A 16,465-nucleotide genomic window follows, 5' to 3' on the forward strand; every position below is an offset into this window, starting at 1 on the left:
CGGCGTCTGAGGCGCGGGGAGCCCGGGGGCGGAGCCCCCGGAAACGGCCGGGCCCGCCCGGCTAGGCTGCTCCCTGACGGATCACCGAGACCGAAGGAGCACCAAATGGCGGGGGAACCCCAGCCCGACTGCCTGTTCTGCAAGATCGTCTCGGGTGACATCCCGGCCACCATCATCCGGGAGACCGACACCACCGTCGCCTTCCGCGACATCAACCCCCAGGCGCCCACGCACGTACTCGTCATCCCGCGCCTCCACCACCCGGACGCCGCCTCCCTCGCCGTCGCCGAACCGCAGGTCCTCGCGGACGTCCTGCGCGAGGCCGGACAGGTCGCCGCCGACGAGAAGATCGCGGACACCGGCTACCGGGTCGTGTTCAACACCGGCGCGGGCGCCGGGCAGACCGTCTTCCACGCGCACGCCCACGTCCTGGGCGGCCGCGGCCTCCAGTGGCCCCCCGGCTAGTGCCGCGGCAGCCAAGGTCCGCCCCGTCGCGACGCCCGGCACGCACTCTCGCCGCACCGGCCGAAAACCCAAGTACATCCAGTACAAGGGCTTCCGGCCGGCACGCCGAGAGCACGCACCTGACGCCGCTCCTTGACGGGCAAACCCTGACTGACGCGGCACTGGAACGGACCGCCGCACACCGTGTCCGCACGTGAACTCGTCGTCCTGGGCACCGCCAGCCAGGTCCCGACCCGGCACCGCAACCACAACGGCTACCTGCTGCGCTGGGACGGCGAGGGCCTCCTCTTCGACCCCGGCGAGGGCACCCAGCGCCAGATGCTGCGGGCCGGCGTCGCCGCGCACGACATCAACCGGATCTGCGTCACGCACTTCCACGGCGACCACTCGCTGGGCCTGGCCGGGGTGATCCAGCGGATCAACCTCGACCAGGTCCCGCACCCCGTCACCGCGCACTACCCGGCGAGCGGACAGCACTTCTTCGACCGGCTACGGTACGCGACCGCCTACCGCGAGTCCGTCGAGCTGCACCAGGCCCCGGTCGCCGCCGACGGGCCGCTGGCCACCACGGACGCGTACACACTCAGCGCCCACAAGCTGTCCCACCCCGTCGAGTCGTACGGCTACCGCCTCGTGGAGCCCGACAGGCGGCGCATACTGCCCGCCCGGCTCGCGGAGCACTCCATCGCCGGACCCGACATCGGCCGGCTCCAGCGCGAGGGCTCCCTCGGGCCGGTCACCCTCGACGACGTCTCCGAGCACAGGCGCGGACAGCGGTTCGCGTTCATCATGGACACCAGGCTCTGCGACGGCGTGTACGCCCTGGCCGAGGGATGCGACATGCTGGTCATCGAGTCGACCTTCCTCGACGAGGACGAACGGCTCGCCACCGACCACGGCCACCTGACCGCCGGCCAGGCGGCCGGGGTGGCGCGCGAAGCGGGCGCACGGCACCTCGTGCTCACCCACTTCTCGCAGCGCTACCCGGACCCGGAGGCCTTCGAGACGCAGGCCCGCGCCGCCGGATTCGAGGGCGAGCTGACCATCGCCCAGGACCTGATCACGGTCCCGGTCCCCACCCGTCACCAGTAAGAGCACCAGCACCAGCACCAGCACCAGTAAAAGCAACAGCACCAGCACCACACGCGTTAGCGAGACACCCGTGCACCTCCCCAAAGCAGAACTCCACCTCCACATCGAAGGAACCCTCGAACCCGAGCTGGCCTTCGAGCTCGCCGCCCGCAACGGCGTGCGGCTGCCCTACGCGGACACCGAGGAGCTGCGCACCGCCTACCTCTTCGACGATCTGCAGAGCTTCCTCGACCTGTACTACGCGCTGATGGCGGTGCTGCGGACCGAGGACGACTTCACCGAGCTCGCCGACGCCTACCTCGCCCGCGCCTCGGCCCAGGGCGTGCGGCACGCGGAGATCTTCTTCGACCCGCAGGCGCACACCGCCCGTGGCGTCCCGATCGGCACGGTCGTCGAAGGACTAGGCCGGGCGCTGGAGCGCAGCGAGGAGAAGCACGGCGTCTCCACCCAGCTGATCATGTGCTTCCTGCGCGACCGGTCCGCCGAATCGGCGCTGGAGACCCTCCAGGCCGCGAAGCCGCATCTGCACCGCATCAGCGCGATCGGCCTGGACTCCGCCGAGGTCGGCCACCCGCCGGCCAAGTTCCGCGAGGTGTACGCCGAGGCCGAGGCGCTCGGACTGCGCAAGGTCGCGCACGCCGGCGAGGAGGGCCCGCCCGCCTACATCCGGGAGGCCCTGGACGTGCTCGGGGTGGAGCGCATCGACCACGGGCTGCGCTGCATGGAGGACCCGGAACTGGTGGAGCGGCTGGTCGCGGACCGGGTACCGCTCACCCTGTGCCCGCTGTCCAACGTACGGCTGCGGGCCATCGACACCCTGGAGGAGCACCCGTTGCGGGCCATGATGGACGCCGGGCTGCTCTGCACGGTGAACTCCGACGACCCCGCCTACTTCGGCGGGTACGTCGGGGACACCTTCCACGCCGTCCACGAGGCGCTCGGCCTGGAGCGCGAACAGCTGCGCACCCTGGCCCGCAACTCCTTCGAGGCGGCCTTCCTCGACCACGACGAGGAGCGGCGGGCGCGCTACCTGTCCGAGGTCGAGGCGTACGCGTTCGACTGACCGTCCCCGCCGGCCGGGCCCGCCGTCCGGAACGCACTCCGGACCAGGCGCCTGCGGCGCAGCTCGGGCAGGCTGAGTTCCGTGATGGCCTGCTCGGGCGCGCCGAGCCTCGGCACGGCGCCGGACACCGCGCCGGTGGTCACGGCGAGCAGGGCCGCCGGAGCACCGCCCCTGCGGCGCACCGATCCCGGCACCAGCGGGCGGCCGCCGGTGTGCAGGGCGACGGCCGTCACCGGGACCGCGACCAGCAGGGTCACCGCGCCCAGGATCAGCCCCATCGCCCGGTAGCCGGACTCCTCGGACAGCACGCTGCCCAGCAGCGGCCCGCAGGCCACGCCCACCGACGAGGCCGAGCCGGCGAGGACCGCCCAGCGGCCGCGTACGTCCAGTGACGCGGCCAGCCCGATCAGGTACGACAGGACCACCGGGTAGAAGGTGTTCCACATGATCTCGCCGGTCGCGAACGAGCCGAGGTCGCCCGCCGACGAACTGAGCACGATGCTCGCCGCGATGATCACGGTGCCGAGACCGATCGGGACGGCGCGTCCGAGCCGGGAGCCCAGCATTCCGGCGCCCATCACCCCGAGCAGACCGGCGCCGAGCGCGGCGGCGAAGACCGCTCCTATGGTGACCTCGGACAGCCCGGCCTGGACCACTCCGATGCGGCTGCTGACACCCCACAGCGCGTTCTGCGCCATCGACCAGACGAGCATGCCGCCCGCCAGCACCAGACCGGAACGGCGGTGCGGCAGCCGCCCGGAGGCGGGGACGGCGGGACCTGCGGGGACCGCGCCGCCCAGCCGTGACGTGGCGGGCCACACGAGGAGCGCGACCAGGGCGATCGAGGCGAACGGCAGCCGGTGCCCGCCACCCAGGTGAGGGATCGTCAGATACAGGAGGCCCGCGGTCGCGGAGACACTGAGCAGCCCCAGCGACGAGGTCCGGTGCGGATCACGCTGGGCGGCGATGCCCGCCGCGGCGACCGCGGTCGCCGTACCGGAGCCGAAGCCGCCGACCATCACACCCATGACCACCAGCGGTACCGAACCGGCCAGCGCCGCGCAGCCGTAGCCGAGAGCGGCGAGCAGCAGCCCGATCCGCGCGGGTCTGCGCGGCCCGTACGTCTCGACCCGGCCCGCCAGGCAGAACCCGGCGGAGGCCGAACTCAGCAGCAGAGCACTGCCGACCAGGCCCGCCTGGGCCGCGCTGAGGCCCAGATAGACGGAGAGCCTCCCCACGATGGTGGGGAGCAGATAAGCGGCGAGGTAACCGGCGGTGAACACGGTAACCAGCGGCCACGCGGCGCGAGGGCGCGAGGACATGGGCGTTCCTGAAGACATGCCAGAAGAGGCGGAAGAAGACAGCGAGGGGGTAAGGCAGACCTGCGAAAATGCGAGAAATGAGGGAAATGCGAAGAAGTCGACACACTCGCCGGAAAACGCCTCCAGCGGTGCTCGCGGGCCAATTTGTATCAAGCGCCCCCGCCTGACCGAAAGTCGCCTCGCTGTGATCTAAGCCACTTATGTGTTTGCAGCGTCTATATGCGGGTAGCAACGCATGTTTATGCAGGTCAGGCTCTGTGTGAACCGACTCGGCGTGGACCCCCCGGACGGCGGAGTGAATCGGGCACACTGGCCGGAACTGCCACGACCGGGGAGTGCAAGGTGAGCACTGGGATGCCAGGAATCGACCCACTGGGCGGACTGCGCGCGCCGCAGGACCCGGACTGCGACGTCTTCCTCACCGGCACGGTCTTCCTCGACATCATCTTCACCGGCCTGGACAGCGCCCCCGTGCGCGGCACCGAGTCCTGGGCGCGCGGCATGGGATCGAGCCCCGGCGGCGTCGCCAACATGGCCACCGCACTGGCCCGGCTCGGCCTGCACACCTCACTGGCGGCGGCCTTCGGCGACGACCACTACGGCGAGTACTGCTGGGATGCCCTGGAGCAGGGCGAGGGCATCGACCTCTCGATGTCGCACACCGTCCGGGGCTGGCACTCCCCGGTGACCGTCTCCATGGCGTACGAGGGCGAGCGGACGATGGTCTCGCACGGCCACGAGGCCCCGCCGCCCGCCGTGCCCGGCCCGGCCACCGCCGCCTTCCCCCAGTGCCCGCCCCGGGCCCGCGCGGCCGTCGCCTCACTCGCCCCGGGCCGCAGCGAGCCGTGGGTGGCCTCGGCCGCCCGACGCGGCGCCATGGTCTTCGCCGACGTCGGGTGGGACGAGACCGGCCGCTGGGACCTGGCGGGGCTGACCGACCTGGAGCACTGCCAGGCGTTCCTCCCCAACGCGCAGGAGGCCATGCGCTACACCCGTACCGACTGCCCCCGCGCCGCCGCACACGCCCTCGCCGAGCACGTACCGCTCGCCGTCGTCACCCTCGGTGCCGAGGGCGCCTACGCGGTCGACTCGGCCACCGGCACCGCCGCCGAGGTCCCCGCGATCGCCGTCGAGGCGCTCGACCCGACCGGTGCGGGCGACGTCTTCGTCGCCGGGTTCGTCACCGGCACCCTGGCCAACTGGCCGCTCGCCGACCGGCTCGCCTTCGCCGGGCTCACCGCCGCCCTCTCCGTCCAGGAGTTCGGCGGCTCCCTGTCGGCCCCCGGCTGGGCCGAGATCGCCGCCTGGTGGCAGCAGGTCCGCACCTGCGCCGACCAGGACCCGGCGGCGCTCCAGCGCTACGCGTTCCTCCAGGACCTGCTGCCGGCGACGGCCCGCCACTGGCCGTTGCGCCGGGCCGTCCCGACGATCGGCTTCCGGCCGTGACCGGACGGGCCGCGCTCCGCCCGCGAAAACCTCTCGGTGTTGTCGTTGCGGAGTCGTAGGCTTGGTACTCCAGAGGTTGTCGAGCAGCGAGAACCCTGCAACGGGAGGTATGCGCAGGCCCGAGGGCCGGCCCATGACTCAGACACCAACACAGCCGCAGGCGCGTGCCCAGATCAGGATTCCGGCCGCACACCCCATGGTGATGCTCCTGGGATCGGGCGACTCGCTGCTGCGCGTGATCGAAGCGGCGTTCCCGGCAGCCGACATCCACGTCCGGGGCAACGAGATAAGCGCAACGGGGAACGCGGCGGAAATCGCCCTGATCCAGCGCCTGTTCGACGAGATGGTGCTGGTGCTCCGCACCGGTCAGCCGATGACGGAGGACGCTGTGGAACGTTCGATCGCGATGCTCAGGGCCAGTGACAACGGCCAGGCGGACGGCGCGGAGACCCCGGCCGAGGTGCTCACCCAGAACATCCTCTCCAGCCGGGGCCGCACGATCCGCCCCAAGACCCTCAACCAGAAGCGCTACGTCGACGCGATCGACAAGCACACGATCGTGTTCGGCATCGGCCCCGCCGGTACCGGCAAGACGTACCTCGCCATGGCCAAGGCGGTCCAGGCCCTGCAGTCCAAGCAGGTCAGCCGGATCATCCTGACCCGGCCGGCGGTCGAGGCGGGCGAGCGGCTCGGCTTCCTGCCCGGCACCCTCTTCGACAAGATCGACCCGTACCTGCGCCCGCTCTACGACGCGCTGCACGACATGCTCGACCCCGACTCGATCCCGCGCCTGATGGCGGCGGGCACGATCGAGGTCGCGCCGCTGGCATACATGCGTGGGCGTGCCCAGCCGGTCTTCACCAACGTGCTGACACCGGACGGCTGGCGTCCGATCGGCACCCTGGAGGTGGGCGACCTCGTCATCGGCTCCGATGGCGCGCCCACGCCCGTGCTCGGGGTGTACGCGCAAGGCGAGAAGGACATTTACCGCGTCAGTGCCCAGGACGGCTCCTGGACCCTGTGCTGCGGTGAGCACCTGTGGACGGTCCGTACGGCGGCGGACAAGCGGCGGGACAAGCCGTGGCGGGTCATGGAGACCAAGGAGATGATCGGCAACCTTCGCGCGGCGCACGCCCGGCGCTACGAGCTGCCGATGCTCACCGCTCCGGTCGGCTTCCCCGAGCGCGGGGTTCCGATGGACCCGTACGCGTTGGGTCTGTTGCTCGGCGACGGCTGTCTGACCGGGTCGACGACTCCGTCGTTCGCCACCGAGGATCCTGAGCTCGCCGATGCGCTGGAGAGCGCGCTCCCGGGCGTTTCCGTACGGCACAAGGGCGGGCCCGACTACGTTCTGAACCGGGTGAAGGCTCCGGGCGATGTGGTCACGCTGGAGAACCCGGTCACTCGTTCGCTGCGCGAACTCGACCTGGTGGGCACGCGCTCGCACTCCAAGTTCGTACCGGACGCATATCTCTTCAACTCCGTCGACGTCCGTCTTGCCGTTCTTCAAGGACTGCTCGACGCGGACGGGGGGCCCGTCACTCAGACGGACCGGACATGCCGCGTCCAGTACTCGACGGCATCGATCATGCTGCGCGACGACGTGATCGCCCTCGTACAGTCCCTGGGTGGGGTCGCGTACACCCGCCGGAGGGCCGCTGAAGGCCGTGCACCGGGATTCGCGAAGGGCCGCGAGGTCCATCACCGCTACGACGCACACATCGTCGAGATCCGGCTCCCCGAGGGCATCGAGCCCTTCCGCCTCGCTCGTAAGGCGGAGAAGTACCGCGAGGCAGGAGGTGGTGGCCGTCCTGTGCGCTTCATCGACAGCATCGAACCGGCCGGCCGCGAGGAAGCCGTCTGCATCCAGGTCGCGGCCGAGGACTCGCTGTACGTCACCCAGGACCATCTGCTGACGCACAACACCCTTAATGACGCCTTCATCATCCTGGACGAGGCGCAGAACACCAGCGCCGAGCAGATGAAGATGTTCCTGACCCGGCTCGGCTTCGACTCGAAGATCGTCGTCACCGGTGACGTCACCCAGGTCGACCTGCCGAACGGGACCAAGAGCGGTCTGCGCCAGGTGCAGGACATCCTGGAGGGCATCGACGACGTGCACTTCTCCCGGCTCACGTCCCAGGATGTCGTCCGGCACAAGCTCGTCGGCCGTATCGTCGACGCGTACGAGAAGTACGACAGCCAAGGCGAGCAGAACGGCCCGGCCGGCAAGGACCGGGGCCGTCACAACGGGAAGCAGTAGCAGCGCACCATGTCGATCGACGTCAACAACGAGTCCGGAACCGAGGTCGACGAGCAGGCGATCCTCGACATCGCCCGCTACGCACTGGCCCGGATGCGGATCCACCCGCTCTCCGAGCTCTCGGTGATCGTGGTGGACACCGACGCCATGGAACAGCTCCACATCCAGTGGATGGACCTGACGGGTCCGACCGATGTCATGTCCTTCCCGATGGACGAGCTGCGTCCGCCGGCCAAGGACGACGAGGAGCCCCCGCAGGGGCTCCTCGGTGACATCGTGCTCTGCCCGGAGGTCGCCAAGAAGCAGGGCGAGGACGCCGAGACGCAGCACTCCATGGATGAGGAGCTCCAGCTCCTCACCGTCCACGGGGTGCTGCACCTGCTCGGCTACGACCACGAGGAGCCGGACGAGAAGGCCGAGATGTTCGGCCTCCAGGCGGCGATCGTGGACGGCTGGCGCGGTGAGCGCGGCATGACCGGCCCGTCGCCCGCCCCCACCGTCTCGTGAGCCTGCCTCTCGTCCTCGGGGCCGTGGTACTGGTCGTCGTCGGCTGGCTGGCGGCCTGTGCCGAGGCCGGTATCGCGCGGACGTCGAGTTTCCGGGCCGCCGAGGCGGTCCGATCGGGCCGGCGCGGCAGCGAGAAGCTGGAACAGGTCGCGGCCGACCCCACGCGCTATCTCAACGTCGCCCTGCTGGTGCGGGTGGCCTGCGAGATGTCGGCCGGGGTGCTGGTCACCTACGCCTGCCTCAAGGAACTCCCGGAGACCTGGGAGGCGCTGGCAGTCGCCATGGGGGTGATGGTCCTCGTCTCCTACGTCGCCATCGGGGTCTCGCCGCGCACCATCGGCCGCCAGCACCCGCTGAACACGGCCACGGCGGCTGCGTACGTGCTGCTGCCGCTGGCCAGGATCATGGGCCCGATCCCGCAGCTGCTGATCCTCATCGGCAACGCGCTGACGCCGGGCAAGGGGTTCCGCAAGGGCCCGTTCGCCAGCGAGGCCGAACTGCGGGCGATGGTCGACCTCGCGGAGCAGGAGTCGCTGATCGAGGACGAGGAGCGCCGCATGGTGCACTCCGTCTTCGAGCTCGGTGACACCCTCGTGCGCGAGGTGATGGTGCCGCGCACCGACCTGGTCTGCATCGAGCGCTACAAGACGATCCGCCAGGCCCTCACCCTCGCGCTGCGCTCCGGCTTCTCGCGGATCCCGGTCACCGGGGAGAACGAGGACGACATCGTCGGGATCGTCTACCTCAAGGACCTCGTCCGCAAGACGCACATCAACCGGGAGTCGGAGGCCGACCTGGTCTCCACGGCGATGCGGCCCGCGGCGTTCGTGCCCGACACGAAGAACGCCGGTGACCTGCTGCGCGAGATGCAGCAGGACCGCAGCCACGTCGCGGTCGTCATCGACGAGTACGGCGGTACGGCGGGCATCGTCACCATCGAGGACATCCTGGAGGAGATCGTCGGCGAGATCACCGACGAGTACGACCGCGAACTCCCGCCGGTCCAGGAGCTGGAGAACGGCTGCTTCCGGGTGACCGCGCGCCTCGACATCGGGGACCTCGGCGGGCTGTTCGGCCTCGACGAGTACGACGACGAGGACGTGGAGACCGTCGGCGGGCTGCTCGCGAAGGCGCTGGGCCGGGTCCCGATCGCCGGTGCGTCCTCCGAGGTGGAGCTGCCCGACGGGCGACGGCTGCTGCTGACCGCCGAGTCCCCGGCGGGCCGCCGGAACAAGATCGTCACGGTGCTGGTGGAGCCGGTGGCTCCGCCCGAGGAGGAGGCGGTGGCATGACCCCGAAGGAGCTGAGGGCGTTCTGCCTCGGGTTCAACGCGAGTACCGAGGAGTTCCCGTTCGGGCCGGAGGCGTCCGTCTTCAAGGTGCTCGGCAAGATGTTCGCGCTGAGTTCCCTGGACGGGCGGCCGCTGACGGTGAACCTCAAGTGCGACCCCGACGACGCGGTGCGGCTCCGGGAGGAGCACGAGGCCGTGGCGCCGGGGTGGCACATGAACAAGCGGCACTGGAACACGGTGACGGTGTCGGGGCTGCCGGCCGCGAAGGTGCGCGAGCTGATCGAGGACAGTTACGACCTGGTGGTGGCGGGGCTGCCCAGGGCGGAGCGGTTGCGGCTGGACCGGGGGTAGGTGGTGCAGGTGGTTTCGGGGGCGCTGCCCCCGGGCCCCCGCTCCTCAATCGCCGGAGGGGCTTGATTTTGCCGCAGCCGGGCTTGATTCTGCCGCGGCGGGGCTTGAGACGGTCCTCAGACCCGTTGCCACCACTCCCGCCGTGACGATCAGCAGGCCCGCGGTCACCGCCACCACGGTGCGGACCCCGTCGTACAGCGAGCTGTCGGCCGTCGCGATCACCCCAAGCACCGGGATGCCGATCGTGAGGCCCACCTGCTGGGTCGTGGTGACCAGGCCCGTCGCCAGGCCCTGCTCCTCGTTCGGCACGCCCGAGGTGACGGTCAGCCCGTACGCGATGATCGCGCCCAGGTGGCACACGCTGGCCAGTGAGACCGCGACGGTCGCCAGCCAGACGCCCGAGTCCGCGCCGAGGCCCAGCAGCGCCGCGATGAACAGCCCCTGGCCCAGCAGCGAGAAGGACAGGGTCCGCCGGGCACCGATCCGCCCGATCACCTTCGGGGCGTACACCCCGGCCGCCACCGACGCGATGCCCTGCACCCCGAAGACCAGCCCGGTCCCGAACGCCGACAGGCCGAGCACCTCCTGGAGGTACAGGGTCAGCACGAAGACGACGGTGGTCATCATCGAGAAGGTGAGCAGCCCGCCCAGATTGCCGAAGGCCACCGTGCGGCGGCGGAGCATCGGCAGCGAGACCAGCGGGACCGGGGTACGCGACTCGACGACCGCGAAGGCGGCGAGCAGGGCGATGCCGGCCACCAGTGACACCTGCACGTCCGTGCGCCCGAACCCGTGCTCGGCGGCCGTGGAGAGGGCGTAGATCAGGGCGAGGAGCCCGCCGGTGACCGTCGCCGCACCCGGGATGTCGAGCCTCGGCCGGTCGGGCGTACGGGACTCGGTGAGCAGCGCGGGGGCCGTCGCGAGCACCGCCACCGCGGTCACCGTCAGCAGCCCCATCGTGGAGCGCCAGCCCAGGGTGTCGGTGAGGGTCCCGCCGGCCACCATGCCGACGGTGAAGCCGAGGGAGAGCAGCGTGCCGCTGATGCCGAGCGCGCGGTCGCGCAGCGGCCCCTCCGGGAAGGTGGTCGTGAGCAGGGACATCCCGGTCGGGACGATCACCGCGGCACCGAGGCCCTGGAGCGCCCGGCCGGTGAGGAAGACGGCCGGGTTCCAGGCGAGGGTGGCCAGCAGCGAGGCGGCCCCGAACACGGCGAGGCCGGTGAGGAACATCCGGCGGCGGCCGTAGAGGTCGGCGATCCGGCCGAACAGGAGCAGGAAGCCGCCGGACGGCAGCGCGAAAGCGGTGATCGCCCACTGCAGACCGGACCGGCTGAGGCCGAGGTCGTCACCGAGGACGGGCAGCGCCACGTTCAGTACGGAGAAGTCGAGCGACACCATGAACTGGGCGGCGCACAGGACGAGGAGGACCAGCCGGGCCCGGCCGGAGAGCCGGTCCTGGGCAGGAGGAGTGGGAGCGGGAGGGATGACAGCTTCTTGAGCCGGGGGATGGATCGCCATGCCCATGAGCCTGCGGCCGCCGGAATATCCGTGGGGAGCGGGAACTTATCCTGTTGGCCGCACCACCAGGCAGGGGCGCGCCCGGACACCAGGGGGAGCACGTGGGCGCACCGGCCCGGATCATGGCCGACACGGGCAAGGCGCACCGCCTCGGCGAGCTGCGGGAGTTCCTGATGAGCCGCCGGGCGCGGGTCAGCCCGTCCGATGCGGGCCTCCCGGACGGCGGTGCCAGGCGCCGCACCCCGGGGCTGCGCCGCGAGGAGGTCGCCGTCCTCGCCGGAGTGGGCGTCTCCTGGTACCAGTGGCTGGAGCAGGGCCGGGACATCACCGTGTCGCCGCAGGTGCTGGACTCGGTGGCGCGGGTGCTGCGGCTCAGCAGCGCCGAACGCCGTCACCTCTACGTGCTCGCCGGACTCAACCCGCCCGCCGCGCAGGTCGATCCGGCCCATGCGGACATGTGCGACGGGCTGCAGCGGCTGCTGGACCGCTGGATGCCGTTCCCGGCCCACATCATGGACGCGTACTGGAACGTCATCCTGTACAACGACGCGGCCGCGACGGTGATGGGGATGGGGCCGGGCCGGACGCAGAACTGCGTGATCGACTTCTTCACCGACCCGGTCCACCGCGCCCGGCGCAAGGACTGGGAGGAGATCGCGGCGCAGGTCGTCGCCCAGTTCCGGGCCGCCTGTTCCGAATGCCCCGACGACGAGGGGTTCCGGGAGATCGTGGCCGAGGCGCGGGAGCGCAGCTCCGAGTTCGCCGAGCTCTGGGAGCGGCGGGACATCGCGCCCGGCGGCCAGATGCGCAAGGAGCTGCACCACCCGGTGGTGGGCTCGCTGGTCGTGGAGGCCACCCAGCTGCGCATCCCGGCCCGCCCGGACCTGGTCATCGTGCTGCACAACCCGTGGCCCGGCACCGGCACCGAGGAGAAGTTCCGCCTGCTGGCCTCCCCGGAGGGCCGCCGGGGCATGATGCGCCAGGTCCGGGGCTGAGGGGGCCGGGCGCCCCGGTGCCGCGCACCCGGCCGCCCGCTTCGTATGCTCGGCACATGAGCGATAGCACCGAACTCGGCGCCGAGGACCGCAAGATCGTCACGCTGGCGCGCAGCGCCCGCGCCCGCAACGGAGTGCCGGAGGGCGCGGCCGTACGGGACGAGACCGGACGCACGTACGTGGCGGGCACGGTGGAGCTGGAGTCGCTGCGCCTCAGCGCGCTGCGGACGGCCGTCGCCATGGCCGTGGCGAGCGGCGCCACCTCGCTGGAGGCGGCCGCGGTCGTCTCCGAGGCCGACGAGCCCTCGCCGGAGGACCGGGCCGCGGTACGGGACCTGGGAGGGGCGGGAACGCCGGTGCTGCTCGCCGGCCCGGACGGGGTGCTGCGGCTCACCGTGACGGCGGGCTGACCTTCGCGGGACCGGCACATCGTGTGCGAACGCCCGGCGTCCCACCGGCGCCGGGCGTTCGCACACGAAGTGCGGGAAACATGGATCTTGACACTATCTGATGGTCCATCAGTCAGCGCGTTTCGATCCCATTGACTTCTTTTCGGCCCCAGTCATCAATGGCCCCCTGCCGGCGCGGAAGAGCCGCCGCGCCGCACATTCCGCAGGAGGGGGCTCCATGAGTCCAGCCGTTCGAAGATCCGACAGCCCGGGAACGCGGCGCCGAAGCCGCCGCTGGGCCGCCGCGCTGGGGGTGGGCGCGCTCGTCGTCACCGGGGGAGGGCTCCTCGCAGGCCCCGCCCAGGCCATGGCGACGGCCTCCGTCGCGGTGGACTTCCCGACCCACTGCATCCCGCCCGCCATCGCCGGGATCCCGCCGATCGACGGCACGACGTCGGCGCAGATCAGCGTCGACAACGCGGCCCCGAAGGTCGGCGACACGGTCACGGTGACGTACACGGTCGTCAAACCGGCCGCGAGCAATCCGGTCGATCTGGCGCTGCCCGCCGACATCATGACGCCGACCGGCAAGGTCACCGTCGCCGGAGCGCAGTCCGCCGACATCACGGTGGCCGGTCCGAAGAAGAACGACCCGGTGCCCGGCAAGGGCGAATTCCCGTCGTTCTCCATGACCGGCACCTTCACGGTCACCGCGCCCGGCCAGATCACGCTGTCGCCCGGCGACTACAACATCCACACCAGCTACATCATGGAGCTGGACACGCCCTGCACGGTCACCGATCCGCCCGCGCCCGTCTCCCAGACGATCCTCGCGACGGACGGCGGCGGCCAGGTCAACGAACGCGCCATCCAGCTCGCCGCAGCCTCCGGCGCGGCCGGTGACCAGGTCGGCGTGACCGGGTCGAAGTTCACCCCGGGCGCGTCCGTCACCCTCGGGGGCCGGGCCGGGGACGCCCCGACCGGCGACACGGCGACGGCCACAGCGGACGGCTCGGGCGCCTTCACCGGACAGCTCACCGTCAACGACCCGGCGACCACCGCAATCGTCGCCTACGAGGGCGAGGCCTGGGACGCCGCCAAGGGTGCGGGCCCCCAGGCCTACACCGTCACCGGCGGCGGGGAGACACCGGACGGCAGCCAGAAGCTGACCTCGACTGTCAAGGCGGGCACGCTCTCCATGACGCAGGCCGGGGACTCCGTCGAACTCTCGGCGGTCGACTTCGGCGAGGGCGGCGCATCCACCGGCGCCCTGCGGACAGTGACGGTCAAGGACTTCCGGGGCGGCCCCGCAGGCTGGTCGCTGACCGGCAAGGTCACCGACTTCAAGGGCCCGGCCGGTGCCGCCATCGGCGCCTCCGCGCTCGGCTGGAGCCCGGCCTGTACGGCGAAGGCCGGCAGCCCGAGCACCTGCGCGGCGGGTTCCGAGGGGCCGGTCGGCAGCGCGGGAGCCACCCTGGCCTCCACGCCGAACGGCGCCTTCACCGGCGGCGAGTTCACCGTCGACGCCGGGCTGTCGCTGGACGTGCCGGCGTACTCCGCGACCGGCACCTACTCCGGAGTGCTCACGCTCACCCTGACGTGAGCCCGTGAGCAGTGATCCACCGGTGGGCCGGGCGCGCACCCGGCCGGTCCACCCACCCCGCCAACGCGTGCACCCTGGGGGCCCGCACCGTGCGCAAGCTGTCCGTTCTCCTGTCGTCCCTGCTGTCCACAGCCCTGCTCCTGCTGGGCGCCCCCGCGGCCGGCGCCGCCGACAACGGCAGCTGGTCGGTCTTCCCGGCCACCACCGCCACCGGCACCCGGCCGTACTTCTACCTCTCGGCCGACCCCGGAGCCACCCTCACCGACAAGGTCACCGTCAAGAACAAGACCGCGGACCCACTGACCTTCCGGCTGTACGCGGCCGACGCGTACAACACCGAACGCGACGGCGGGTTCGCGGTCCGCGCGCGGAACGAGAAACAGCGCTCCGTCGGCGCCTGGGCCACCACCGACCGCGACCGGGTCACGGTCAGACCGCACGGCTCGGTCACCGTGCCCGTCACGATCAAGGTCCCCGAGGACGCCGAACCGGGCGACCACCCCGGCGCCCTCGTCGCCCTGGACGAGCGCATCGACCCCGCCGACGCGGGCGCGGTGGCCGTCGGCATCCAGAAGGCCGTCGGCGCCCGGATCTACCTGCGGATCAACGGCCCGACGATGCCCGCGCTCTCCGTCGACGACGTCCACGTCGAGCACACCCAGCCACTCGTACCGGGCACCGGGAAGTCCCGCGCCGTCATCTCGTACACGCTGCACAACCGAGGCAACGTCACACTCAGCCCCGAGGTCGCGCTCAAGGCCGAGGGACTGTTCGGCCGCACCCTGCTCGCCCGTGACCTGAAACGGATCCCGGCCGAGCTGCTGCCCCGCCAGGAGGTCCGGCTCACCGAGGAGTGGAAGGGCGCGCCGCAGCTGGAGTGGGGCGAGGTCAAGCTGACCGCCAGCGCCCGCGACACCCGCGAGTCCGCCGCCGCCGGGTACTTCGCGCTGCCCTGGCTGGTCGCCGGGGTACTCCTGGTGATCCTCGCCGGGGGCGCGGGACTGTGGATACGGGCCCGCCGCAGCCGTCGCCGCACGGCCTGAGACGGGGCCCCGGCGGCGCCGCCGGCCGCATTGGTGCGGCAGTGCCGCCGGGATCGGGGACAATGGGCGCCATGAGCGCTCGACCTAACCCAGAAGCTGCTGCGCCGCAGGCAGAGAACACCGCCCCGCACCGGGCCGGCTTCGCCTGCTTCGTGGGCCGTCCCAACGCGGGCAAGTCCACCCTTACGAACGCTCTGGTCGGCCAGAAGGTGGCGATCACGTCCAACCGGCCACAGACCACCCGGCACACCGTGCGCGGCATCGTGCACCGGCCGGACGCGCAGCTGATCCTGGTCGACACCCCCGGCCTCCACAAGCCGCGCACCCTGCTGGGCGAGCGTCTCAACGACGTCGTACGCACCACCTGGGCGGAGGTCGACGTCATCGGCTTCTGCCTGCCCGCCGACCAGAAGCTCGGCCCCGGTGACAAGTACATCATCAAGGAACTCGCGGGCATCAAGAAGACGCCCAAGATCGCGATCATCACCAAGTCCGACCTGGTCGAGTCCAAGCAGCTCGCCGAACAGCTGCTGGCCGTCTCCCGCCTCGGCGAGGAGCTCGGCTTCGAGTGGGCGGAGATCATCCCGGTCTCGGCCGTCAAGGACGACCAGGTCGGCCTGCTCGCCGACCTGATCGCCCCGCTGCTCCCCGAGAGCCCGCCGCTCTACCCCGAGGGCGACCTCACGGACGAGCCCGAGATGGTCATGGTCGCGGAGCTGATCCGGGAGGCCGCGCTCGAAGGCGTACGCGACGAGCTGCCGCACTCCATCGCGGTCGTCGTCGAGGAGATGCTGCCGCGCGAGGACCGTCCGGCGGACAAGCCACTGCTCGACATCCATGCCAACGTCTACATCGAGCGGCCCAGCCAGAAGGGCATCATCATCGGCCCGAAGGGCAAGCGGCTCAAGGACGTCGGCACCAAGTCCCGCAAGCACATCGAGGCCCTGCTCGGCACGCCGGTCTTCCTGGACCTGCACGTGAAGGTCGCCAAGGACTGGCAGCGCGATCCCAAGCAGCTGCGCAAGCTGGGGTTCTGACCGGGAGCACGCACCGACGGCCGGAGGCCGGCGCAGCCGTGCGAAGCCGCTGAGGCCCCCGGGCCGAAGGGTGCGAGGAC

General features: G+C 71.3%; 15 protein-coding genes. 13 read left to right on the plus strand and 2 right to left on the minus strand.

Annotated features, from left to right (window positions below; all coding sequences use genetic code 11):
• Positions 1–105 precede the first annotated feature (105 nt).
• The 3 genes from ACGFU6_RS15195 (at position 106) to ACGFU6_RS15205 (ending at position 2,620) form a co-directional block, all read left to right on the plus strand.
• Entirely contained in the window at positions 106–465 is a 360-nt protein-coding gene (locus ACGFU6_RS15195) for a histidine triad nucleotide-binding protein (RefSeq protein WP_393611031.1), read from the plus strand.
• A 183-nt stretch (positions 466–648) separates the two neighbouring features.
• Positions 649–1,557 (plus strand): ribonuclease Z, encoded by a 909-nt coding sequence (locus ACGFU6_RS15200; RefSeq protein WP_393611032.1) that lies wholly within the window; start codon positions 649–651, stop codon positions 1,555–1,557.
• A gap of 70 nt (positions 1,558–1,627) precedes the next feature.
• Complete coding sequence (locus tag ACGFU6_RS15205) at positions 1,628–2,620, plus strand: adenosine deaminase (RefSeq protein ID WP_393611034.1); 993 nt, start codon at positions 1,628–1,630, stop codon at positions 2,618–2,620.
• Here ACGFU6_RS15205 and ACGFU6_RS15210 read toward each other — a convergent pair.
• The gene (locus ACGFU6_RS15210; protein WP_393611035.1) at positions 2,584–3,942 is read right to left on the minus strand and encodes an MFS transporter; all 1,359 of its coding nucleotides are present in this window, start codon (positions 3,940–3,942) and stop codon (positions 2,584–2,586) included. The genes ACGFU6_RS15205 and ACGFU6_RS15210 overlap by 37 nt on opposite strands.
• A gap of 342 nt (positions 3,943–4,284) precedes the next feature.
• Here ACGFU6_RS15210 and ACGFU6_RS15215 point away from each other — a divergent pair, with 342 nt between their 5' ends.
• The 5 genes from ACGFU6_RS15215 to ACGFU6_RS15235 all read left to right on the plus strand — a co-directional run bounded on the left by ACGFU6_RS15215 (position 4,285) and on the right by ACGFU6_RS15235 (position 9,800).
• Entirely contained in the window at positions 4,285–5,388 is a 1,104-nt protein-coding gene (locus ACGFU6_RS15215) for a carbohydrate kinase family protein (protein ID WP_393611037.1), read from the plus strand.
• 133 nt (positions 5,389–5,521) lie between these two features.
• Entirely contained in the window at positions 5,522–7,651 is a 2,130-nt protein-coding gene (locus tag ACGFU6_RS15220) for a PhoH family protein (protein WP_393611039.1), read from the plus strand.
• Positions 7,652–7,660: 9 nt separating this feature from the next.
• The gene (gene ybeY / locus ACGFU6_RS15225) at positions 7,661–8,158 is read left to right on the plus strand and encodes an rRNA maturation RNase YbeY (RefSeq protein ID WP_207319655.1); all 498 of its coding nucleotides are present in this window, start codon (positions 7,661–7,663) and stop codon (positions 8,156–8,158) included.
• A complete protein-coding gene (locus ACGFU6_RS15230) occupies positions 8,155–9,450 on the plus strand; it encodes a hemolysin family protein (protein WP_393611040.1) in 1,296 nt (431 codons plus the stop codon). The genes ybeY and ACGFU6_RS15230 overlap by 4 nt, the downstream gene beginning before the upstream one ends.
• Complete coding sequence (locus tag ACGFU6_RS15235) at positions 9,447–9,800, plus strand: MmcQ/YjbR family DNA-binding protein (protein WP_393611041.1); 354 nt, start codon at positions 9,447–9,449, stop codon at positions 9,798–9,800. Before ACGFU6_RS15230 ends, ACGFU6_RS15235 begins: the two co-directional genes overlap by 4 nt.
• Before the next feature lie 45 nt (positions 9,801–9,845).
• Here ACGFU6_RS15235 and ACGFU6_RS15240 read toward each other — a convergent pair whose 3' ends face one another.
• A complete protein-coding gene (locus tag ACGFU6_RS15240; RefSeq protein ID WP_393611042.1) occupies positions 9,846–11,318 on the minus strand; it encodes an MFS transporter in 1,473 nt (490 codons plus the stop codon).
• Between the two features lie 122 nt (positions 11,319–11,440).
• Here ACGFU6_RS15240 and ACGFU6_RS15245 point away from each other — a divergent pair, with 122 nt between their 5' ends.
• The 5 genes from ACGFU6_RS15245 to era all read left to right on the plus strand — a co-directional run bounded on the left by ACGFU6_RS15245 (position 11,441) and on the right by era (position 16,385).
• On the plus strand, positions 11,441–12,313 hold the full coding sequence (locus ACGFU6_RS15245) for a helix-turn-helix transcriptional regulator (RefSeq protein WP_393611211.1): 873 nt from the start codon (positions 11,441–11,443) through the stop codon (positions 12,311–12,313).
• Between the two features lie 56 nt (positions 12,314–12,369).
• Complete coding sequence (locus tag ACGFU6_RS15250) at positions 12,370–12,723, plus strand: cytidine deaminase (RefSeq protein ID WP_393611043.1); 354 nt, start codon at positions 12,370–12,372, stop codon at positions 12,721–12,723.
• Positions 12,724–12,940: 217 nt separating this feature from the next.
• The gene (locus ACGFU6_RS15255) at positions 12,941–14,305 is read left to right on the plus strand and encodes a beta-xylosidase (RefSeq protein WP_393611044.1); all 1,365 of its coding nucleotides are present in this window, start codon (positions 12,941–12,943) and stop codon (positions 14,303–14,305) included.
• Positions 14,306–14,394: 89 nt separating this feature from the next.
• Positions 14,395–15,348, plus strand: coding sequence for a WxL protein peptidoglycan domain-containing protein (locus ACGFU6_RS15260; protein ID WP_393611213.1), 954 nt, complete (start codon positions 14,395–14,397; stop codon positions 15,346–15,348).
• A 62-nt stretch (positions 15,349–15,410) separates the two neighbouring features.
• Positions 15,411–16,385, plus strand: a complete 975-nt coding sequence (era, locus tag ACGFU6_RS15265; RefSeq protein WP_393611046.1) for a GTPase Era — start codon at positions 15,411–15,413, stop codon at positions 16,383–16,385.
• Positions 16,386–16,465 lie beyond the last annotated feature (80 nt).

The sequence above is a fragment of the Streptomyces sp. NPDC048462 genome (assembly GCF_043200175.1).
GTDB lineage: Bacteria > Actinomycetota > Actinomycetes > Streptomycetales > Streptomycetaceae > Streptomyces.

Bases quoted from the DNA above. Each gene is read 5' to 3' on its own strand.
- ACGFU6_RS15195 (WP_393611031.1), top strand. From the start codon at position 106: ATGGCGGGGGAACCCCAGCCCGACTGCCTGTTCTGCAAGATCGTCTCG.
- ACGFU6_RS15210 (WP_393611035.1), bottom strand. From the start codon at position 3,942: ATGTCCTCGCGCCCTCGCGCCGCGTGGCCGCTGGTTACCGTGTTCACC.
- ACGFU6_RS15220 (WP_393611039.1), top strand. From the start codon at position 5,522: ATGACTCAGACACCAACACAGCCGCAGGCGCGTGCCCAGATCAGGATT.
- ybeY (WP_207319655.1), top strand. From the start codon at position 7,661: ATGTCGATCGACGTCAACAACGAGTCCGGAACCGAGGTCGACGAGCAG.
- ACGFU6_RS15235 (WP_393611041.1), top strand. From the start codon at position 9,447: ATGACCCCGAAGGAGCTGAGGGCGTTCTGCCTCGGGTTCAACGCGAGT.
- ACGFU6_RS15240 (WP_393611042.1), bottom strand. From the start codon at position 11,318: ATGGCGATCCATCCCCCGGCTCAAGAAGCTGTCATCCCTCCCGCTCCC.
- ACGFU6_RS15245 (WP_393611211.1), top strand. From the start codon at position 11,441: ATGGCCGACACGGGCAAGGCGCACCGCCTCGGCGAGCTGCGGGAGTTC.
- ACGFU6_RS15250 (WP_393611043.1), top strand. From the start codon at position 12,370: ATGAGCGATAGCACCGAACTCGGCGCCGAGGACCGCAAGATCGTCACG.
- ACGFU6_RS15255 (WP_393611044.1), top strand. From the start codon at position 12,941: ATGAGTCCAGCCGTTCGAAGATCCGACAGCCCGGGAACGCGGCGCCGA.
- era (WP_393611046.1), top strand. From the start codon at position 15,411: ATGGGCGCCATGAGCGCTCGACCTAACCCAGAAGCTGCTGCGCCGCAG.